Source organism: Haladaptatus sp. CMSO5, assembly GCF_036689885.1.
GTDB lineage: Archaea > Halobacteriota > Halobacteria > Halobacteriales > Halococcaceae > QDMS2.
Genome location: NZ_JBAHVW010000001.1, coordinates 1298479 through 1315092 on the forward strand (window position 1 = coordinate 1298479; position 16614 = coordinate 1315092).

The 16614-nt window shown below is 60.9% G+C and carries 21 protein-coding genes; 12 read left to right on the forward strand and 9 right to left on the reverse strand.

From position 1 onward, the window contains the following. Positions 1 to 109: 109 nt before the first annotated feature. Together V5N12_RS06845 and V5N12_RS06850 are read right to left on the reverse strand one after the other, a co-directional pair. Positions 110 to 424: a transcription factor S gene (locus V5N12_RS06845; protein ID WP_332898408.1), complete on the reverse strand. Its 315-nt coding sequence runs from the start codon at positions 422 to 424 to the stop codon at positions 110 to 112. Positions 425 to 512: 88 nt separating this feature from the next. Then, a complete protein-coding gene (locus V5N12_RS06850) occupies positions 513 to 770 on the reverse strand; it encodes a DUF5789 family protein (protein ID WP_332898409.1) in 258 nt (85 codons plus the stop codon). Between the two features lie 226 nt (positions 771 to 996). Here V5N12_RS06850 and V5N12_RS06855 point away from each other — a divergent pair, with 226 nt between their 5' ends. After that, positions 997 to 2256: an MFS transporter gene (locus V5N12_RS06855; protein ID WP_332898410.1), complete on the forward strand. Its 1260-nt coding sequence runs from the start codon at positions 997 to 999 to the stop codon at positions 2254 to 2256. Here V5N12_RS06855 and V5N12_RS06860 read toward each other — a convergent pair whose 3' ends face one another. Then, positions 2257 to 3030 (reverse strand): enoyl-CoA hydratase/isomerase family protein, encoded by a 774-nt coding sequence (locus tag V5N12_RS06860; RefSeq protein WP_332898411.1) that lies wholly within the window; start codon positions 3028 to 3030, stop codon positions 2257 to 2259. An 82-nt stretch (positions 3031 to 3112) separates the two neighbouring features. On the opposite strand from V5N12_RS06860, the gene V5N12_RS06865 reads away from it, so the two are divergent. Then, positions 3113 to 3607, forward strand: coding sequence for a DUF5797 family protein (locus tag V5N12_RS06865; RefSeq protein WP_332898412.1), 495 nt, complete (start codon positions 3113 to 3115; stop codon positions 3605 to 3607). On the opposite strand, the gene V5N12_RS06870 is transcribed toward V5N12_RS06865, so the two are convergent. After that, a complete protein-coding gene (locus V5N12_RS06870; protein ID WP_332900081.1) occupies positions 3596 to 4561 on the reverse strand; it encodes a DUF5787 family protein in 966 nt (321 codons plus the stop codon). The genes V5N12_RS06865 and V5N12_RS06870 overlap by 12 nt on opposite strands. 99 nt (positions 4562 to 4660) lie before the next feature. Continuing rightward, the gene (locus V5N12_RS06875) at positions 4661 to 5098 is read right to left on the reverse strand and encodes a bis(5'-nucleosyl)-tetraphosphatase (RefSeq protein ID WP_332898413.1); all 438 of its coding nucleotides are present in this window, start codon (positions 5096 to 5098) and stop codon (positions 4661 to 4663) included. Between the two features lie 155 nt (positions 5099 to 5253). Here V5N12_RS06875 and V5N12_RS06880 point away from each other — a divergent pair, with 155 nt between their 5' ends. The 3 genes from V5N12_RS06880 to V5N12_RS06890 all read left to right on the forward strand — a co-directional run bounded on the left by V5N12_RS06880 (position 5254) and on the right by V5N12_RS06890 (position 7399). Next, positions 5254 to 5580, forward strand: coding sequence for an uS10/mL48 family ribosomal protein (locus V5N12_RS06880; RefSeq protein ID WP_332898414.1), 327 nt, complete (start codon positions 5254 to 5256; stop codon positions 5578 to 5580). Between the two features lie 45 nt (positions 5581 to 5625). Next, positions 5626 to 6915: an amidohydrolase gene (locus V5N12_RS06885; protein ID WP_332898415.1), complete on the forward strand. Its 1290-nt coding sequence runs from the start codon at positions 5626 to 5628 to the stop codon at positions 6913 to 6915. A gap of 103 nt (positions 6916 to 7018) precedes the next feature. Then, complete coding sequence (locus V5N12_RS06890; RefSeq protein WP_332898416.1) at positions 7019 to 7399, forward strand: methylated-DNA--[protein]-cysteine S-methyltransferase; 381 nt, start codon at positions 7019 to 7021, stop codon at positions 7397 to 7399. Here V5N12_RS06890 and V5N12_RS06895 read toward each other — a convergent pair. After that, complete coding sequence (locus tag V5N12_RS06895) at positions 7396 to 8190, reverse strand: hypothetical protein (RefSeq protein ID WP_332898417.1); 795 nt, start codon at positions 8188 to 8190, stop codon at positions 7396 to 7398. The two genes, V5N12_RS06890 and V5N12_RS06895, sit on opposite strands and share 4 nt — an antisense overlap. 54 nt (positions 8191 to 8244) lie before the next feature. After that, positions 8245 to 9615: a geranylgeranyl reductase family protein gene (locus V5N12_RS06900; protein WP_332898418.1), complete on the reverse strand. Its 1371-nt coding sequence runs from the start codon at positions 9613 to 9615 to the stop codon at positions 8245 to 8247. Positions 9616 to 9745: 130 nt separating this feature from the next. On the opposite strand from V5N12_RS06900, the gene V5N12_RS06905 reads away from it, so the two are divergent. The 7 genes from V5N12_RS06905 (at position 9746) to V5N12_RS06935 (ending at position 14959) form a co-directional block, all read left to right on the forward strand. Further along, on the forward strand, positions 9746 to 10081 hold the full coding sequence (locus V5N12_RS06905; protein ID WP_332898419.1) for a 2Fe-2S iron-sulfur cluster-binding protein: 336 nt from the start codon (positions 9746 to 9748) through the stop codon (positions 10079 to 10081). 141 nt (positions 10082 to 10222) lie between these two features. Beyond that, positions 10223 to 10870, forward strand: a complete 648-nt coding sequence (gfcR, locus tag V5N12_RS06910) for a transcriptional regulator GfcR (RefSeq protein ID WP_332898420.1) — start codon at positions 10223 to 10225, stop codon at positions 10868 to 10870. Positions 10871 to 11040: 170 nt separating this feature from the next. Beyond that, positions 11041 to 11382 carry a glutaredoxin family protein gene (locus V5N12_RS06915; RefSeq protein ID WP_332898421.1) on the forward strand — a complete coding sequence of 114 codons (342 nt, stop codon included), beginning with the start codon at positions 11041 to 11043 and terminating at the stop codon, positions 11380 to 11382. Positions 11383 to 11550: 168 nt separating this feature from the next. Further along, complete coding sequence (locus V5N12_RS06920; RefSeq protein WP_332898422.1) at positions 11551 to 12141, forward strand: DUF7110 family protein; 591 nt, start codon at positions 11551 to 11553, stop codon at positions 12139 to 12141. 124 nt (positions 12142 to 12265) lie between these two features. Next, on the forward strand, positions 12266 to 13225 hold the full coding sequence (locus V5N12_RS06925; RefSeq protein WP_332898423.1) for a phosphoadenosine phosphosulfate reductase family protein: 960 nt from the start codon (positions 12266 to 12268) through the stop codon (positions 13223 to 13225). A 266-nt stretch (positions 13226 to 13491) separates the two neighbouring features. Continuing rightward, positions 13492 to 14451 carry a phosphoadenosine phosphosulfate reductase family protein gene (locus V5N12_RS06930; RefSeq protein ID WP_332898424.1) on the forward strand — a complete coding sequence of 320 codons (960 nt, stop codon included), beginning with the start codon at positions 13492 to 13494 and terminating at the stop codon, positions 14449 to 14451. Positions 14452 to 14491: 40 nt separating this feature from the next. Next, the gene (locus V5N12_RS06935) at positions 14492 to 14959 is read left to right on the forward strand and encodes a hypothetical protein (protein ID WP_332898425.1); all 468 of its coding nucleotides are present in this window, start codon (positions 14492 to 14494) and stop codon (positions 14957 to 14959) included. Here the strand turns inward: V5N12_RS06935 and V5N12_RS06940 are convergent. Then, positions 14956 to 15699: a hypothetical protein gene (locus V5N12_RS06940; protein ID WP_332898426.1), complete on the reverse strand. Its 744-nt coding sequence runs from the start codon at positions 15697 to 15699 to the stop codon at positions 14956 to 14958. The two genes, V5N12_RS06935 and V5N12_RS06940, sit on opposite strands and share 4 nt — an antisense overlap. A 56-nt stretch (positions 15700 to 15755) precedes the next feature. Further along, positions 15756 to 16580: an aldo/keto reductase gene (locus V5N12_RS06945; protein ID WP_332898427.1), complete on the reverse strand. Its 825-nt coding sequence runs from the start codon at positions 16578 to 16580 to the stop codon at positions 15756 to 15758. Between the last annotated feature and the right edge of the window lie 34 nt (positions 16581 to 16614).

The following is a 16614-nucleotide window of genomic DNA, read 5'->3' on the forward strand; positions in this document are numbered from 1 at the left end:
CGTTCATTCCCCGAATTCGACAGGTATGAACTGTCTGACGAACGTCTGACGCTCGTTTCTGTGGGCGTCTCAGGGGGTTTATACCCTTGCTAAGAGCGGCTGGGTGTGGTCAGTGGTCGTCTTCGCGCCATCGGTGTTCGCAGTTGGTACAGACGAAAAAGCGCGTCTCGCTTTCGTCTGCCGACCGAATCTGCTGCATGTACCAGTAGGCTTCGTCGTTCTCACACTGTGGGCAGTGCACCTTCGTGGTCGGGAGGCCACGGTCTTCGGCGTCGCTCACGTCGACAATCTCTGAGACCTCCTGACTCTCGGTGAGGACGTAGTTTTTGTTCGCGTCTTTGAGTTTTGTGAAGTCACACTGACTGCACACCCATTCGCCGTCCTCTGCGCGCATCATCGAGCCACATTCGTCGCAGAATTCCATATCACGCTTAGGAAACTGGGTTCACTTATATTGTTGGTTGTCGGCTCACGGTGGATGATAGCTAACAACCGCTATCGAAAAAGTGTGCTCAGGCGTCGCCTTCCGACTGGCCCGGCTCGCCAACCGCCGCGATTGGCATGTACATGAACAGGTCGTTTCGCAGTTCCTCGACGGTCTCGTACATCGCGCTTGGCACCTGCTTCATGACGCTCGGAATCGTCGCCTCGCCATCCGCGAGTAGCACCGTCACATCGGAGAGTTCCGCCATCGCGTCCGTCCGCGAGATTGGGTAGGAGAGTTCAGAAAGCGTCCCATCGACGCGGCTTAATTTAACGACTCGTGTCATGGCAGGAGAGTCTGTTGGGAGGAGTATTAGTATGATGCGATTAATCATGAATGATTTGTGCCTTGATGCCTGCAACAACTGCCGCCCACAAACGGCGCGCGTCGAGTACGTTCAGAACCACAAACCATCACACACAACGCGCGTTCGCCACGCATTACCTCATACACGCGCTGATTGACCGCATTGGAAACCGTTTTCGGGCGCATCACCATATCACGAACAACGAATGGTCCTCGGAACAGACCGGCGCGTCCTCGTCCTCGCACTGGCGAGAATGGCAGACGCCATTGGTAACTCCTTTCTCATCATCGTCTTGCCGTTGTATCTCGCCTCGGACATCATTCCGTTGGAGGGCTTACTCGGGGCAACCGTCCCCGTCCTCGGCATCACCGTCACCACCGAACTCCTGATTGGTGTGTTGCTCTCGCTGTTTGGCTTCCTGAACTCCTTTGCCCAGCCGTTTACCGGTCGACTCTCAGACCGCACGGGCAAACGCCGCATCTACATCCTCTTTGGCCTCGTCCTGCTCGGCGCGGCGAGTGCGGCCTACGTCTTCGCACCGAACTACGAGACGCTTGTTCTGTTGCGCGCCCTGCAAGGACTGGGTGCGGCCTTCACCATCCCCGTCACCATCGCCCTCGTAAACGAACTCGCCACCACCGAGTCGCGCGGGGGCAACCTCGGCGTGTTCAACACCTTTCGGCTCATCGGCTTTGGCTTCGGCCCCATCATCGCCGGGTTCGTCGTCGCCGCAGGCCCCTACATGTTCTCCGGCATCTCGCTGAGCGGCTTCGATGCGGCCTTCTACGCCGCCGCCCTCGGCGCGTTCATCAGTTTCGGTCTCGTCACTGCGTTCGTCTCAGACCCCGAGAAAACAGACGACCTCGCCGCAGACGACCTCTCGTTTCAGGTGCGTGATTCGACCGGAAAGCAGGCGCTCGACCCTGTGTTCGCCCTCGGCGTGGCGACGCTGTTCATGGGCATCTCGATTGCGCTGTTCGCCACCCTCCAAGAGAACGTGAACACCCGCCTCGGCCAAGGCGAGTTCCTGTTCTCCATCCAGTTCGCAGCCGTCATCATCGCAAACGTCCTCCTGCAGGTTCCCATCGGGCACGCGAGCGACCAGTATGGCCGTCGCCCCTTCCTGCTCGGCGGGTTTCTCTTGCTCGCGCCCGCCGTTTTCGTCCAAGGTATCGTGACCTCGCCGGTCACCATGATTGTCGCCCGCCTCATCCACGGCGTCGCGGTGGCGATGGTGTTCGCTCCCGGCCTCGCGGTGGCTGGCGACCTCGCAAAAGAAGGGCAGTCGGGAACCACACTCTCGGTGCTCACGATGGCGTTCGGCCTCGGAACCGCAATCGGGCCGCTCGCCTCCGGTTATCTCGTGCGCTTTAGCTTCCTCACGCCGTTTGCCTTTTCCGCGGTGCTCGCGGTGGTCGCGCTCGCGCTCGTGTACTCGCAGGTAGAAGAAACGCTGCCCGCCTGATTATTCGAAGTCCGGGTCGCGCTTTTCGACGAAGGCGGTCATACCTTCGCGCTGGTCGTCGGTGCCGAACAGGGAACTCCAGATGCGCCGTTCGTAGGTCAGCCCCGAATCGAGGGTCATCTCGTGGACCTGATTCAGCGACTCTTTTGCCGCCTGCATGGCGAATTTCGGTTTCTCCTCCAGTTCCTTTGCCATCTCCATTACCCGCGAGTCGAGTTGGTCGTGGGCGACGACCTCTCCGACGAGCCCCATCTCGTTTGCGTCCTGTGCGTCAACGCGCTCGCCGAAGAAGACGAGTCGACGGGCGAGTTCGTCGCCAACGAGGCGTGAGAGGCGCTGGGTGCCACCCCAGCCGGGGATGATGCCGAGGTCGATTTCGGTCTGGCCGAGCACCGCCCGCTCGCTCGCCACGCGGAGGTCACAGGCGAGGGCGAGTTCACACCCGCCACCGAAGGCGTAGCCGTTGATGGCCGCGATGACCGGCGCGGGGAACTCCTCTAGCAGGTCGGTGACGCGGTGGCCCTGCTCTGCGTAGGCCTGTCCTTCCGCCACCGAGAGGTCTTTCATGAAGGAAATGTCCGCACCCGCGACGAACGCTTTGTCGCCTGCGCCGGTGAGGATGAGGACGCGCGCACCCTCGTCTTTCGCCTCACCGAGGGCGGCTTCGAGCGCGTCTAAGGTCTCTGTGTTCATCGCGTTCAACCGGTCTGGCCGGTCGACGGTAATCGTCGCAACTTCGCCCTCCCACTCCAGGTTCACGGTGTCCGATGACATGGCAACACCGATGGGAAGGACGGGCTTAATCGTTCCCCCGCAGTCAGAAAGGCCAATGTACCACCCGTTCGTACGGCGACATATGACGCTGTCCGAGGAGGCCGAGGAGCGACTCGCTGACATCGTGGCGCTCCAGCCCACGAAGAACAAAGACCTCCAAAAGCGGTGGGGCCTAGAAAGCGGGAGTGAAGTCCACCAGTACTTGGAAAACGAACTCAAAGAGTACTACTACCGCGACGAGAACAGCCTCATCCGCGCGACGCCGGAGGCTGCAGAACTCGTCGGCGTAGACCCCGGCCTCGTCGATGAAGGCGACGGCCCGCGGGCGATTCGTGTCCCTTTGCTTCAGAAACAAATCGTCGAAGTCGCCCCCGACCACGACGCAGAGTCCAAAAGCGTCGTCGCCATTCTCCACGCCATCCGCGACGCGTTCGACACAGACCCCGACGTCGAAGACGTGCGCTCCGGGCTGCGCAGTCTCGAACAGAAAGGCGTCATCGAAATCGAATACCGCACCGTCCCGACGTTCCGGCTTGCCATCGAGCGCGACTCGCTGTCGGTCGAGCTACTCGACTAAGCCGGGCCGGTTCTCGCGGCGCTTGCGGGCGAGAAACCGTTTGATTGCCTTGCCGGGGCCGCCCTCGATGGGCCAGCCACCCATCCGCGCCGCCGGTGGTTCGGGCGTGAACTTCGGACACGACCCCGAACACGCGACGCGCGTCGGGAACACTTCTTTCGCCGCACACCACGGCAGCCACGTCTCCGCTTCGTGCTTGAGTTCGAAGTGCGAACAATCAGGACGCATCGTGTCCGCATACGAGCGCCAGCCACGAGCGTAGGCGCGCTCTGCGAGCGCGAGGCGTTTTTTCGCCTTCGTTTCCGCGGACATCTCGTTGCCTTTTGCCGTCGTGCCCGCTTCTGTGATGGGGAGCGAACTCGGATACCACTCGACGCGCGCGTCGGGGAAATCCAGCGTCAGAATCCCGACTTCGACCGGCATCCGTTCGAGCAGTGCAGGTTCGACTGACTCGCCGGTCTGGTTTGTTGCCACCCACACCTCGTCGGCGAGTGCGAGGTTCGTGTCCTTCTCGACTTGTCCGCGAAGGGCGCGCGCGGCACTCGCATCCAAGTCCGGTTTGTTCTCGATGGCGACGATGCGCGACACCCAGTTTGGATACGGGCCAATGCGTCGAATCTCGATTTTATTGCCGTTGCGTCGGGTTTTCAGGATGCCACGGTCTGCGGCTTCGTGAATTGTCTCGCGCACGTAGCGCCACGGATAGCCCGGATTCGGCAGGGCGTCTTTGTACCACGCCCACGACTCGGGCGCGTGGCGAACAACGTGCAGCAGGTCAGAATCGAGTTCCTGTGGGCCAAACAGCGCGCGCTGTCTGAGTAACTCGCGGTCTGCCTCGATGACAATCGTATCCCAGCGCCGCCCGCGCGTCCCCAACTGCCGGGCGACGACGAGCGCGGTGTCCGGGTCGCGCGTACCCGTCGGTGGCCAGTGGCGCTCTGCCCACTGGCACATCACCAACTCGAAGATGAACTCTGCGTCGCCGAGATCGCACACGAGACGCAGTTTGCACTCAGAGAACTAAGGCGTTCGTGCAGCGGTTGCGACGCCGACTCAGAGGTCGCCGTTCTCGTTTAACTCGTCTAAGAACGCGTGGGCGTCTCTGAGGATGTCGCGTGGCCCATCTTGGGTGATGGTGTTGATTGCCTGTTCGTAGTCGCGCCACTGGAGGTCGCGGTGTTCTTTCGAGAGTTCCGCACTCGCTTCGAACGATTTTGCGATGAACAGGTGGACCGTCTTGTGGATGGTCTTCCCGTTCGCTTCGAACACGTAGTGGTAATCCTCACGGAACCCGTCAATGAGACGGAACTTACTGATGCCCGCCTCCTCTTTCACTTCACGAATCGCGGTCTGCTGGAGTTCTTCTTCTCCTTCGACACCGCCTTTGGGGAATTCCCAATCCCCGGGACGGCTCTTCAGCAGGAGATATTCACGGCGGCCCCTCGTATCACGAAAGAGGATAGCCCCCGCGCTTGTCGCTTTGACAGCCATTACACGTTGATACTGCGTGGTGGTTTAATTTCTTATTGCTTCGGCTGGCCGCCGGCGAGGCCAAAACTTCTCCAGCGAGAGACAGTATCGACGACGAGCGGCTTTGGATGAGTTTTTAGGGGTTGAGCACACAGGGTAGTGATACCCAACTCCCTATGAGCTTCACGACTACTCTCACACTCACAAGCGGGGACCGAAACGTCCTCGACGAGGTTGTAACCGACATCAAACGAACCGCGAATCGAAAAGGGGCCGCACTCCACGGTCCGCACACGAAACCAACGGAAGTCCACGCCGCTCCGCAGGCAAAGTGCCTCCATCCGACCGGCGACTCCTACCCGCAGTGGGAGTACACCGTCTACACGCGCGTCATCGAAATTGAGGGCCACGACGATTTCGCCCGCGCGGCAACCCAGTGGGATTTCCCCGCAGGCGTCCACGTCGAAGCAGAAATCAAGCAGGTTCGTGCGGCCGGTCGCTGATTCTTCTAACACTATCTTAAGAGCCTCCGTTGCAGAGAGTGTTCTATGCAACAGAGTGTGCACGACCATCTCGTTTCGCTCCGCCGTGACCTCCACCGTCACCCGGAACCCGCGTGGCGCGAATTTTATACGACGAGTCGCATCGTTGACGAACTCGAACGCATCGGCGTCGACCAGTTATATGTGGGCAAAGACGCCCTCGGAACCGAACACGGCGACCTTCGACTTGCGGTTCCCGACGAGGACGTGCTTGAGGAGTGGTTCGAACAGGCGCGCGCAGACGGTGCGCGCGCAGACGTGCTTGGACAGACCCGCGGCGGCTACACCGGCGCGGTCGCCGTCCTCGAAAAAGGCGAGGGGCCAACCGTCGCCCTGCGCGTGGACATCGACGCCCTACCCCAGCCAGAGTCCACCTCGGACGACCATTTCCCCGCCGCCGAAGGCTTCCGCCCACCGCACGACAACGCGATGCACGCCTGTGGCCACGACGCCCACATCACGTTCGGCATTGGCGTCTTAGAACGCGTCAAAGAGAGCGACTTCTCGGGGACGTTCAAGGTGTTTTTCCAGCCCGCAGAGGAGGTCATCGGCGGCGGCAAGCCAATGGCGAAAAGCGGCCACTTAGACGACGTTGACTACCTGCTCGGCGTCCACGTCGGGCTCGACCACCCGACGGGCGAAGTCGTCGCAGGCATCGACGGCTTCCTCGCGGTCAACCACTTCAACGTCGAGTTCACCGGCCTCCCCGCCCACGCGGGTGCTGCGCCGAACGAAGGGAAAAACGCGGTCCAAGCACTCGCCGCCGCCATCCAGAACTGCTACGCCATTCCGCGCCACAGAGACGGCGACACCCGCGTGAACTGCGGCGTCGTCGGCGGCGGAACGGCAGCCAACATCATCCCCGAATCGGCGTTTATGCACGTAGAGGTGCGCGGGAAGACGACCGAACTCATGGACTACATGAAGGAGAAGGCGGTTCGTGTCATCGAATCGTCGGCCGACATGTACGACTGCACTGTCGAGTTCGAGGAAATTGGCGAAGCCCCGAGTGCGACGAGCGACCAGTCGCTTGTGGACATCGTAAAGCACGTCTCTGAAGGCTCGAAATTCGTCACTTCGACCGTCGAACGCGACGACTTGGGCGGCAGCGAGGATGCGACGTTCCTCATGCAGGAAGTCCAGGAACACGGCGGCGACGCCGCCTACGTCTGCATCGGCACCTCCCACCCGACGGGCCACCACACCGCGACGTTCGACGTCGAAGAAAAGAGCATTGACGTTGCGGTCGACGTGCTTTCGAATTCGATTCTCGAAATAGCTGCTCGACGTCCCTAAGCTCTGAGCCGCGGCGTTCTGCGGGCGGAGGTTGGATAACAACACTGACTCTCGCGACGACGGCTGAGGAAACAGATTTGCTCGCCCCCGATAATCCCCGTCTATGGACGTCACGATTTTCGATACTGAAGTGACCATCGACGAGTCGCTGGTCGAAGAATCACCCGACGAAATCCGCACGCAAGTCGGCGAGTACGAATCCGGCGAGCGCACGCGTTTCGACCTCACGGTTCGCTATCCAGACAGTTACACAGGCCGTGTGATGCAGGCGATGGCGGAGATTCCCTACGGTGAGGTGAAAACCTACGGCGAAGTCGCAGCCGGTATCGACTCGGGAGCGCGCGCCGTTGGCGGTGCGTGTGCGCGCAATCCCGTGCCGCTGGTCGTCCCATGCCACCGCATCGTCCGCCACGACGGCATCGGGAACTTCGCGTATCCCGGCCTCAAAGAACAGTTACTGGCCTTAGAGGGCGCAGAGGTTTAGGCCGGTTCGGCTTCGAGCAGTTCGAACTCGGCGAGGCGCACGCCACAGTCACGGCACGAGAACGCGACCACGTCGAACGCGCGACAGCACGACTCGACGACCTCTTCACCGATTTCTACCTCGCCACCGCAGGTTGGGCAGGCTTCGAGGAACATTCGAATCGCCCCAACCATTCTCGCTCTCGTCTCGCGATCGTAGTCCAGATAGTTCGGGAGCGCAGAGATGAGCGTCTGGTGGGCCGCCACGTCCGCGATGAGTGCGGCCTGTGATTCCCAGTTTCCAGCCGGAGCCCCGTTTGCGAACACCATCGTGCGAGTGTGGTCGTCTTCGATGATGAGCGGTTCGTCGGTTTCTAAAAACGCGCCGAGCGCGTCCATAAGTGAGTCCGCTCCGACGTGTGCGATGGCGGCTTCCCACTCTGCGGTAAACTGCGGGTCGAGCGCGAGGTCGTCGCCCGCGTCGACGATGATTCCCTCCGCGGTGAGTTCGGCTTCGATATCGACTGGCCCCTTCGCGGTTGGCTCTGTTGGCGCGTGCGTGCCGAACAGCCGGTGGATGCGGGCTGGCAGGTAGCGTTTCGTGAGTTCGGGCGTGCCGGGGACGAGATAGCCGCGGACGTAAATGATGAGCACGCTTGCGAGAAACGCGGCGAGCGCGACGGGCGGCGACCAGACCGCGAGCAAGAGGCTCCCTGCGGCGGCGATGGTGACGTTCACGACAGTACACGGCAGACAGCGGTTCTCGCCAGTGTACGCCGGTTGGGTGAATCGTGTGAGAATGGCGGACGTCATAAGTGGGACACCGAGTTATCCCACCAAACGGGAGAGTCAGACTTCGTTATGCACTCAGTACTTCGGGTCTGCGCCGGTCGTTGCGTAGATATCGTCCATGATGTCGTCGCGGGTTGCCTGCCACGATTCGAAGCCCATCGGTGAGGTCGGATACGTCTCGTAATGAGTCAGCAGGTCGTCTGCGAGGTTCTTCGTCTTGTAGAAGTCATAGAGCGTCCCCCAGTAGCCGTAGCTTTTGAGCGCCGTCTGGAGTTTGAGGCCGAGGCCGACGTTCGCGCTGCCCGAGTAGAGCGCCTCTGAGAGTTTGTCCATCGGCAGCGCCGCCATCAGCCCTTGGAGCACGTCCGTGTCGTAGGCGGTGGTGAAAATGTTGTAGATGTCGAGGGCGGCATAGCGCCCGCCGAAATGCTCCATGATGCGGGTGTTGTATCGCCAGAGCAGCTCCTCTGAGACGTCGCCCTGTTCGAGGGCTTTGATGGCCTGTTCGCCGGCGTACTTTCCGGCGTAGGCCGCGCCGGCGATGCCGCCGCCGGTGGTTGGGTTGACGTGGCCTGCAGCGTCACCAACCGCCATGTAGCCCTCTGCGACGGCCGAGTCGTAGGGACGCCGCGTCGGCAGCGCCGCACCGAGTTTGTCGGTGACCTTCCCACCTTTGAACTCGGGGCGATTGCGGAGGTCTTGTTTCAGGTCTTCGACGAGCTTCATTGGCTGTTCGGTCATCTGGAAGCCAAGCCCGGCGTTGATTTCCGTCCCCGTACGTGGGAAGTACCAGAGGTAGCCTGCCGCGCGTTTCGTTGGCTTGAACACGAGCGCGTCGCTCCACTCGACTTCGTTTGGCACTTCAATGATTTCGCGGTAGGCAGAACAGAACTGCGAGTAGCTGACATTCGTGTCGAACGTCGAGCCGTTGAAGTCGACCTTGTCCTGCAGGAGCGAGAGCGCGCCCGCGGCGTCAATGGTGATGTCGGCGTCGTACTCGACGACGTCGCCTTTGCGCTTGCTACGGACGCCCGTCACCCGGCCAGCTTTGTCCTGAGTAACGTCCTGGACGACGGTGTCGTAGTGGAACGTCGCACCGGCTTCTTTTGCGCCTTTGATGATGAGCCGTCCGTACTCCCAGCGGTCGATGACGGCGAGTTCGCCCGGAATCGGGATGTCGAGAACCACATCTTCCTGTGGAATCTCAAAGCGCCCGTGGTCTACGTCCGTGTTGGTGAACGCCGGCATGATTTTTTCTTTCGGGATGGCCTCGGGGAAGGCGTCCGCGCCCTTGAGTGCGTCACCGCAGGCGATGTGCCCGGCTTCCTGCTCGGTCTTTCGCTCGATGACGACGACCTCGTAGCCCGCGTCTGCGAGGGTTGCTGCGGCGTAACAGCCTGACGTGCCTGCGCCAACGATGGCGACGTCAGGAGAATATGTGGTCATGCACACGATTGCTCCCCCAACGGAGAAAACTCTTTATCTTGGCCCTGTCGTTCGATTCTCTCGACGAGGGCGACAGGGGCGTCGAATGCCTACATAAAGAGTAAAGGTGCGGTCTTTCGTAGACGTAGTAATGACTGATTACACCGTCGAGTTTGTCGGCACGGGCGAGAAAATCACCGTCTCCGACAAGCAAACCATCCTGAAGCGATGTATCGAAGAAGGTGTCGCCCAGGAGTACTCGTGTCGCGTTGGCATGTGTCTCGCGTGTTCTGCTGAAATCGTCGAAGGCGAAGTCGCCCAACCGGCTGCCCGCGGCCTCACCGAAGAAGAGCGCGAAGGCTACGCGCTCACCTGCATGGCCCGCCCTCTCTCCGACCTGAAAATCGACCGCGGAAAGTACCCACCGAGCATCGAAGACGACGCGACCTCCGACGCGAGCGCGGAACCCGCCGCCGCAGACGACTAACACACCTGTTTTTGCGGTTTTCTCCACTGCCAGTGAGCGGCTGCGCTGGGTGGCTGAGCGACTTTCACGAACCCAGGGCCAGTTCCGGTGGTGAATGTGACCGACGAAACGATGATAAAAACGGCCCCCGAAGGCAGGCACATGAAGAACGTAGACGACCTCATCGAAAGTGCGCGGGAACTCGAAGCCCACGGCCTCTCGAAAGGCGAGATTGCAGACGAGCTCAACGTCTCGCGTGAAACCGCAAAGTGGTTGGTCGAACAGAGCGCGAAGACCGCGCGTCGCCCGGCCAGCACGTCGGATACCACGGACACGAGCCCCGACGACATCCACGTCGATTGGAGCTCGCTTGGCCGCAACAGCCAGCGCCTCGCTTACACGGCCAAGACGATGGCGAACGTCATCGACGCGGAGGCAGAAACCATCGAATCGACCGTCGGTATCGAGAAAGCTGGCGTCCCGCTCGCCACCGCCGTCGCCCGCGCGCTCGACACCGAACTCGCCGCCTACGCCCCAGCGAAACACCGCTGGGAGGAAGGCGACATCGAAGACCAAGAGTTCGGCGGGAGTTTCTCGCGGAACTTCGCGCAGGTCGAGGGGAAAAAGTGCGTCATCGTAGACGACACCATCACGAGCGGGACGACGATGACCGAGACCATCGAAGCGGTCGAAGCCGAAGGCGGCGAGGTTGTTGCCTGCGTCGTGCTCGTGGACAAACAGGGCGTCTCCGAACTCGAAGGCGTCCCCGTCCACTCGCTCGTTCAGGTCATGCGCGTCGACCGCGAGTAAGCCAGCGCCGGTCAGCCCGTACTGGTTAGGGAAAACCTTCTTTTCACCCGCCGAGGTATGGCACACCAACCCACAATATCAGGGTGATTCGATGTCGGCGCTCGTGGGGCGGGCGCCGCCAGTGGGTCTTCGGCGCAAGGATTTTAGACCGCGAGTGGCTACGATGGGCCATGACATTCCAGCCCGGCGAGTCACTCAACCAAGACGAAGTCACAGAACGCGTAGACACGGCCATCGAGGACAACGAAGTCGTGCTGTTCATGAAAGGTAACCGACTCATGCCCCAGTGTGGCTTTTCGATGCGCGCGGTCGAACTCATCTCCCAGTACCGCGAGGACTTCGAGACGGTGGACGCGCTCGCCTCGCTCGACGAGTTCCGCGTCGCGCTCAAAGAACACAGCGGCTGGGAAACCATCCCCCAGACCTACGTGAACGGCGAGTTCATCGGCGGCAGCGACATTTTGGCCGAATTAGACGAACGTGGCGAGCTCGAAGCGGCGCTCGACGCCTGAAGTCGGACTTCTGTCTCCCCACCTTGTGGGGATAATCGCCGGACAGCCCGGCAGCTTGTGTCGCTCGAAACGCGGCCGAAACGAAAGGGTAGCCCATATAAGCCCCGAACGCCTATGTACATTCGACCCTATACAGAGCCACTTCGACTCTGCTAACGCCCCACACACATGACCAGCCGCGTATATCGACTCCATTCAACGCTCGAACTGCCACTCGAAGATGTCCATGAGTTCTTCGACAATCCAGAACTCCCCGAAGAAATCGCGGACATCGACATCACTCGACGCAATAACACGCTCATCATCAGCGCCGTCTCCGCTGATGATAGCATCAGCAAGTACACGCCAACGGCGCAGCTGAAAGCCAGCGTCACGGAAAACCGCGTGTACGAAGTTCCACTCGACGAGTGGAACAAAGCCCAGCGCGGCGGCGCACCCAACTGGGGAGCCGCCCAGCAAGAAGAGCAGGAAAAACCCCCATCCGAACTCGTTGAGTACGCCTGCTTTAAGGGTGACCGCGAGACCGTCTTACAAAATACCGCACTCCAGTACCCGATGTTCGAGGTGCTCTGCTCGCTCGCGAAGATTGCAGAGAAAGGCACGCTCACGGCCATCTCGGCCGTTGACGACGACCTCGTCGCCACGCGCATCGTAGACGGCGAAGTCCGGCCGGCATCCATCGACGTCGTCGAGAACCCAACGGAAGACGCCGCCTCGAAGAAAGGTGTCAACTGGCGCGACAACAAGTTCATCTCGTAACGCGGTTGGTTTTCTCGGCTCTCTCTCCTGTGAGCCACTGCTCCACCCGCCCCATGTGTGTCAGTATCACCCGTTTCCGGGGCCGTAACGCCTTTTACACACCTAATTATATCTAATTACGAAGATGGCAACGAACTTCCCCGACTACGTCACCGTCGATTACACCGACGGCGAAGGCGAGAACCCCGAAGATTATCCATCTATCGAGCATAAAATCGAGAAAGCAATCGAGGTCACCAAGAAGGGCTTAGAAGAGTACGAGAACCCCGCCATCATGTGGACCGGCGGAAAGGACTCCACCCTCGTGCTCTACTTCGTCAAAGAGGTCGCAGAGCGTTTCGACCTCGAAATGCCGCCTGCGGTGTTCATCGACCACTTCCAGCACTTCGATGATCTGCTCGACTTCGTCGAACACTGGGCCAACGAGTGGGACGTAGAGGTCATCTACGCCCGCAACGACGACGTTGGCTCGCTCGCAGACGAGCCGGGCGACACCATTAGTGTCTCCGACCTGAACGAGCAGAACCAACACCACGTCCGCAACATCTTAGAGTACGAGGAGGACACGTTCCCGTTCCTGCTCGACACCTACGTCGGCAACCACCTGCTCAAGACCGTCGCGCTCAACAACGCCCTTGAGGAGTACGACATCGACGGTGTCATCTCCGGCATCCGCTGGGACGAGCAAGAAGCGCGCGCAGACGAGACGTTCTTCAGCCCGCGCCACGACCCCGACATCTACCCACCGCACGACCGCATTCAGCCGATTCTCCAGTTCGACGAGGCAGACGTGTGGGAAGCGTTCTGGAACTTCGTCGTCCCGGAGACGGTCGAAGGCTTCCCGGCAGAAGGCTACGTCCCACAGGACTACGACGACCTGCCAAACGGCCTGACCCACAAAGACATCCCGGTCAGCCCGAAGTACTTCGAAGGCTTCCGCAGCCTCGGCAGCGAAGTCAGCACCGAAAAGAGCGACACCGAGCCTGCATGGCTGCAGGACTTGGCCAACACGACCGAGCGCGCGGGCCGCGCACAGGACAAAGAAGACCTGATGGAGCGCCTGCGCGACCTCGGCTACATGTGAAGTCAGTCGGCTGACTTCCACACCCGACAGCCGTCATCCCTGTCGGGCTCCGTTCACGCTCCCACGGTGGCATACTCGGGGTCTGGGGAGGCTCCGACACACGCATGGTTGGGTTCCACACTCGCCACCGAGGAGTCGGCTTTTTCCGTTTTCACGCCCGTGAGCTGTGCTACCATGGTGTGTCGAGTAAGCAGTGCCAACCGACTGTCCGTAGCCCGGTAGGCAGCCCATACCAATATGCCGCGGGCGCGCAAATGCAGATACCAATGCCTGAAGGGTTTCCTTCGTATCTCAGCGTAGACTACGAAGACGGTCACTCGCAGAGCGCCGCAGACTACCCAAGCGTAGACGAGAAGATTGCAAAGGCAATCAACGTCACCCAGACCGCGCTCTCGCAGTACAAGAACCCCGCCATCATGTGGACCGGCGGGAAGGATTCGACGCTCGTGCTCTACTTCGCAAAGGAAGTGGCAGACGAGTTCGGCTACGAGATGCCGCCGGTCGTGTTCATCGACCACTACGAACACTTCGACGACGTGACGGCGTTCGTCCACCACTGGGCAGACAAGCTCGACTTAGACCTCATCATCTCGCGCAACGAGGACTTCGCCCGCCTCGGCGCATCGCCGGGCGACGAGATTCTCGTTTCTGACCTGAGCGAGCAGAACCAGCGCGAACTGCGAGACCGGCTCGACCACACCGACGACACATTCGTGCTCTCTGCAGATTCGTACGCGGGCAATCACCTGCTCAAGACCGTGGCCCTGAATAACACCATCACCGAACACGACATCGACGGCGTGTTCTCCGGCGTGCGCTGGGACGAACAGGACGCCCGCAAGAATGAGACGTTCTTCAGCCCGCGCCACGACTCGGAGAAGTACCCGCCACACGACCGGGTGCACCCGATTCTTCAGTTCAACGAACGGTCGCTCTGGGACGCTTTCTGGTACTACCTCGTCCCCGACCTCGTGGCCGACTACCCACAGGAAGGCTACGTGCCACAGGGCTATGACGACCTGCCAAACGGCCTGACACCAGAAGACCTGCCGGTCGGGCCAAAGTACTTCGAAGGCTTCCGCAGCCTTGGAACCTCAAAGGGTTCTGCGAAGAGCGACGACCGCCCGGCGTGGCTCCAAGACTTAGAGCACACCACCGAACGCGCCGGTCGCGCCCAGGACAAAGAGGGGCTGATGGCGCGCCTGCGCGACCTCGGCTACATGTGAGCGGGAAACCGTTTTGCCTGCGGTTCGTCTATCAGCTACTGTGACCGACTCACCTGTCTACTTCCGTGAGACCCAACGCTTCAGACAGCCGTGGCTGTGGGCGATTCTCATTTTTGTGTCTCTCATCCTGTTTTGGGCGGCGCTCGCTGAGGCAGAATCCGTGTTCCAGCGCGTCCTGTTTGGAGCGCTCGGCCTCGCCTTTCTGCTGTTTTTCGCCGTCCTCGGCCTCAGAACCGAGGTACGCGAAGACGGCATTCACCTCAAATTTTTCCCGCTGCACCTTTCAGAACGCCACATTTCCGCCAACGAACTCACTGGCTTCGACGCCCGCGAGTACCGCCCGCTTGCCGAGTACGGCGGCTGGGGCATTCGCCGGGGGAGAAACGGCTGGGCGTACAACGTGCGCGGAACAGCCGGCGTCGAACTCAGATACCGGGGAAAAACGCTGCTCGTCGGGACACAACAACCACGAGAATTTATCGAGGCACTCGACCGACTTGGCCGTTAGTCGCGCGCCGGGCGCAACACGTCTGCGATGGTGACGAGAATGCCGAGCAGCCAGCCAAGCGGCACCGCGATGCCGAACCACATGCCGACGTAGGCCACGCCCTCTAAGTCGTATCTCGTGCGGATGTAGGTGTTCAGATTGCCAATCGAGAGCAGGTTGTCGAGAATCCACCGTGCGAGCGTCGTGCTCTGGGGGAAGATGGCGTCTGCGAGCGTGGGCGAGTAGAGCGCCGCCACGACCGGCGGAAGAAACAGCGCAGTCATCCCGAACGGATAGGCGAGTACGACGGTCGTGCCCCTGCCGCCGACGCGGTTGAAAAGGACGGCGAGCACCGCAGCGAGGGTGGCGACGACGCTCGCGGCAGCGACGGCGATGAAGCCGTCTGCAGAAAAGCGGATTCGGGCGAGCGCGGTGAGTCCACCCCAGACGAGCAGCGAGAGCAAGAGGACGCCGACGACGCCGAGGCGCGTGGCTGTCCCGTCTATTTTTCGTGTGTAAAACCGCGTCATGTAGCCAAAGAGGGCGAGCGGGTAGAGAATGGCGACGAGCGGCACGCCGAGGGCACCCCAGAGACGATAGGCGACCATTCCGAGGGTGTTGTTCGGCTTCCACTTCCCGAGGACGGTGTGCGCTGTGTCCAGCTGGCGCGGGAACACTAGCTCCATCCACGTCTCGTGTAAGCGCGTCACGTCGACGCGTATGCCCGACACCAGCCCGCTGTTTCGTTCACCGACCGACATTGCACCTGAATTTCGGGCGCGTGCCCTTAACTCTCAACCTTCTGGAACCGAGACTGTCACCACGGCGCGAACGACGGGTCGACCTTTCGGTCGGTCTGGTTGAGTTCGTCAATGGCAGCGAATTCTGCATCGGTGAGGTCGAGGTCGAGCGACTGCCAGTTGTCGCTGATGTGGGCTTCGCTCGTCGCCTTCGGAATCGCCGTAATCCCCTTCTCGCGCAGCCACGCAAGACTGACCTGTGCGGCGGAGGCGTCGTGGTCGTCTGCAATCGCGGTGAGTTCAGGGACGTCAAAAACGTCACCACGGGCGAGCGGCGAGTAGGCGACGAGTTCGATGTCGTTGTCGTCACAGTACTCGCGCAGGTCGTGTTGCGGGAGCAGTGGGTGGAGTTCGACTTGATTGGCGAACACGTCGTCACCGAGAATCTCTTGGGCAGTTTCGAGTTGTTCTGGTTCGAAGTTGCTCACGCCGATACGGCGAATTTTCCCCTCTTCTTTGAGTTCCTCGAACGCCGCCAAGGTCGCTTCTGGGTCGTATTCGCGGGCGGGCCAGTGGACATAGAGCAGGTCTACGTAATCCACACCGAGTTTGTCGAGGCTCTCTTCCGTGGAGGCTTTCACGTCTTCGGGTGCGAGTTCGTCAATCCACACCTTCGTCGCGAGGAAGATGTCTTCACGGGACACGTCCGCCTGCGCGATACCGCGGCCAACGCCCTCCTCGTTGCCGTAAATCTGGGCGGTGTCGATGTGGCGATAACCCATTTCGAGGGCGGTTTTGACGCTCTCTGCACACTGTGCTTGGTCTTCGTTCTCCCACGTGCCGAGGCCGAGAAGCGGCATGCCGTCGGTACGCGGACAGTCGTCACTGGTTGGCAGGGACATAATCACCCGGCCCTATGTGAGCCAGCAGAAAAGG